A 2,949-nucleotide genomic window follows, 5' to 3' on the forward strand; every position below is an offset into this window, starting at 1 on the left:
GTGGCGGAGGATGGGGCGGAGGGCTTCGAGGACGGTGGGGTCTTCGATCGTCGATGGGATGGGCTCGTCGCGGCCGTCGGCGATACCGCGCATGGTTTTGCGGAGGATCTTGCCGGAGCGGGTCTTGGGGAGCGCGTCGACGATGGAGACGTCGCGGAACGCGGCTACGGGGCCGATTTCGCGGCGGACTGCGGCGACGAGTTCGGCCTGGAGAGCCTCAGGGGCGATATCGGCGCCGGCTTTGAGGACTACCAGGCCGCGTGGGAGTTGACCCTTCAGTGCGTCGTGGACGCCGATGACTGCGCATTCGGCGACGGCGGGGTGGCCGGCGAGAACGGCTTCCATGGCGCCGGTGGAGAGGCGGTGGCCGGCGACGTTGATGACGTCGTCGGTGCGGCCCATGACGAAGACATAGCCGTCGGAATCGAGGTAGCCGGAGTCACCGGTGAGGTAGTACCCGTCGTAGCGGGACAGGTAATTGTCGACAAAGCGCCCATCGTCACCCCACAGCGTCGGGAGGGCGCCGGGCGGCAGCGGGAGCTTGATGGCGATCGAGCCCTCCTCCCCCGCGGGCTGGCGGTCGCCGACGCTGTCGAGGACCTGGATGTCCCAGCCGGGGACCGGGACGGTGGCTGAGCCGGGTTTGGTGGGGAGCGGTTCGAGGCCGCGGGGGTTGGCGGCGATGGGCCAGCCGGTTTCGGTCTGCCACCAGTGGTCGACGACCGGTACGGCGAGATGTTCGTGGGCCCAGTGGTAGGTCTCGGGGTCGAGGCGTTCGCCGGCGAGGAAGAGGGTGCGGAGGCTGCTCAGGTCGTAGCCGGCGGCCAAACCTGCTTCGGGGTCGACCTTCTTGATGGCGCGGATCGCGGTGGGCGCGGTGAAGAGCGCGCTCGCCCGGTGTTCGGCGATAACCCGCCAGAAGGCGCCCGCGTCCGGCGTACCGACTGGTTTGCCTTCGTAGAGAACGGTGGTCGCCCCGACCAGGAGGGGCGCGTAGACGATGTAGGAGTGGCCGACGACCCAGCCGACGTCTGAGGCTGTCCACCAGACATCACCGGGGCCGATGTCGTAGATCGCGCGCATCGACCAGGCCAACGCGACCGCGTGCCCGCCGTTATCCCGTACGACGCCCTTCGGCTTACCGGTCGTTCCGGACGTATAGAGGATGTACAGCGGATCGGTTGCCGCAACCGGCACCGGGTCGGCCGGCGACGCGGTGAGCGTGGACCAGTCGAGATCGCGCTCTCCGAGCGTTGCCGGCGCGGCCGGGCGTTGCATGACGATCGTGTGTTCGGGTTGATGCGTGCTGAGCGTCAGCGCTTCGTCGATGATCGGTTTGTACACGACCACTCGGGTCGGCTCGATCCCGCAGGACGCGGAGACGATCACGCGCGGGGTCGCGTCGTCGATCCGGGCCGCGAGCTCCTTCGGGGCGAACCCGCCGAACACCACCGAGTGGATCGCGCCGAGCCGGGCACACGCCAGCATCGCGATGACCGCCTCGGGGACCATCGGCATGTAGACGATCACGCGGTCGCCCTTGCCGACGCCGAGCCCGGCGAGCGCTCCCGCGAATCGCGCGACCTGATCGAGCAGTTCGGCGTACGTGAACGTTCGCGAACTGCCGGTGACCGGTGAGTCGTGGATCAGCGCGACGCGGTCGCCGTGGCCGGCCTCGACATGGCGGTCTAAACAGTTGTACGACGTGTTCAGCGCGGCACCGGGGAACCAGCGATAGAGCGGTGCGGCCGAGTCATCGAGCGCGCGAGTCGGTGGAGTCGTCCAGGAGATTGCCTTCGCGGCCTCCAGCCAGAACGCTTCCGGATCGTCCAGGCTCTGCCGGTAACTGTCCTCATACGCACCCATGCCAGCATCGTGGCAGGGTTGACGCATGACGGTAAATGTCGAAGACGTGCAGGCAGCGGCCGAGCGGATCACCGGCCGGGTCCGGCGGACGCCGGTGATCGAGGTCTCCCCCGGGTTGATCTTCAAGCTCGAGCTGCTTCAGCACACTGGTTCGTTCAAACCGCGCGGCGCGTTCAACCGCCTGCTCCTCGCGAAGGAGACCGGCGAACTCACCGGTCAGGGCGTGGTCGCCGCGTCCGGCGGGAACGCGGGCCTGGCGTCGGCCTACGCTGCCCGCGAGCTCGGCGTACCGGCGCGCATCTTCGTCCCGGTCAATGCGCCCGCACCCAAGGTTGCGAAACTGCGCACGCTCGGCGCGGACGTCGTACAGGTCGGGAGCGAGTACGCCGAAGCTTTCGAAGCGGCCGTGATCGCGCGCGACGAAACCGACGCGTTGCTCGTCCACGCCTTCGACCAGCCCGAGGTCGTCGCCGGCCAGGGCACCATCGGCCTCGAACTCCTGGAGCAGGTCGATGCCTTCGACACCGTCCTGGTCGCCGTGGGTGGCGGCGGTCTGGTCGCCGGCATCGCCACCGCCCTCGGCAGCCGCGCCAAAGTCATCGGCGTCGAGCCCGTCGAAGCCTCCGCCCTCCACCGAGCCCTCGCTGCCGGCCACCCGGTCAACGGCCCGGTAGGCGGGGTAGCCGCCGACTCCCTAGGCGCCCGCCGCCTCGGCGACATCGCCTTCGCCGTGGCCCAGCGCGAGAACATCGACTCGCTCCTGGTCGAGGAAGAAGCGATCATTGCCGCGCGCCACAAGCTCTGGCACGACTACCATCTGGCCACCGAGTACGGCGCCGCCACCGCCTTCGCTGCCCTCAACTCAGGCGTCTACCAACCAGCCGACGGCGAGCGCGTCGTCGTACTGGTCTGCGGAGCCAATACCGACCCGGCGACGCTCAGCTGACGCGGACCGCCCCCACTCACAGTGAGAATGGTTGGCGTGGTCCCGCAGCGGTCTTCCTGACTCACCCACTCACTGACTTCGGGTCTTCAATTGGATCTGTCGGTCGACTCGCTGCGGGACCACGTCTGCACCCACCC

Annotated in this window: 2 protein-coding genes; one reads left to right on the forward strand and one right to left on the reverse strand. The window is 68.6% G+C overall.

The features are described 5' to 3' along the window. On the reverse strand, positions 1 to 1,866 hold a 1,866-nt coding region (locus E1263_RS42135), incomplete at its 3' end, for a propionyl-CoA synthetase (protein WP_132178054.1). Between the two features lie 25 nt (positions 1,867 to 1,891). Here E1263_RS42135 and E1263_RS42140 point away from each other — a divergent pair. Beyond that, on the forward strand, positions 1,892 to 2,812 hold the full coding sequence (locus E1263_RS42140) for a threonine/serine dehydratase (RefSeq protein ID WP_132178056.1): 921 nt from the start codon (positions 1,892 to 1,894) through the stop codon (positions 2,810 to 2,812). Positions 2,813 to 2,949 lie beyond the last annotated feature (137 nt).

The sequence above is a fragment of the Kribbella antibiotica genome (assembly GCF_004349055.1).
GTDB classification, from domain to species: domain Bacteria; phylum Actinomycetota; class Actinomycetes; order Propionibacteriales; family Kribbellaceae; genus Kribbella; species Kribbella antibiotica.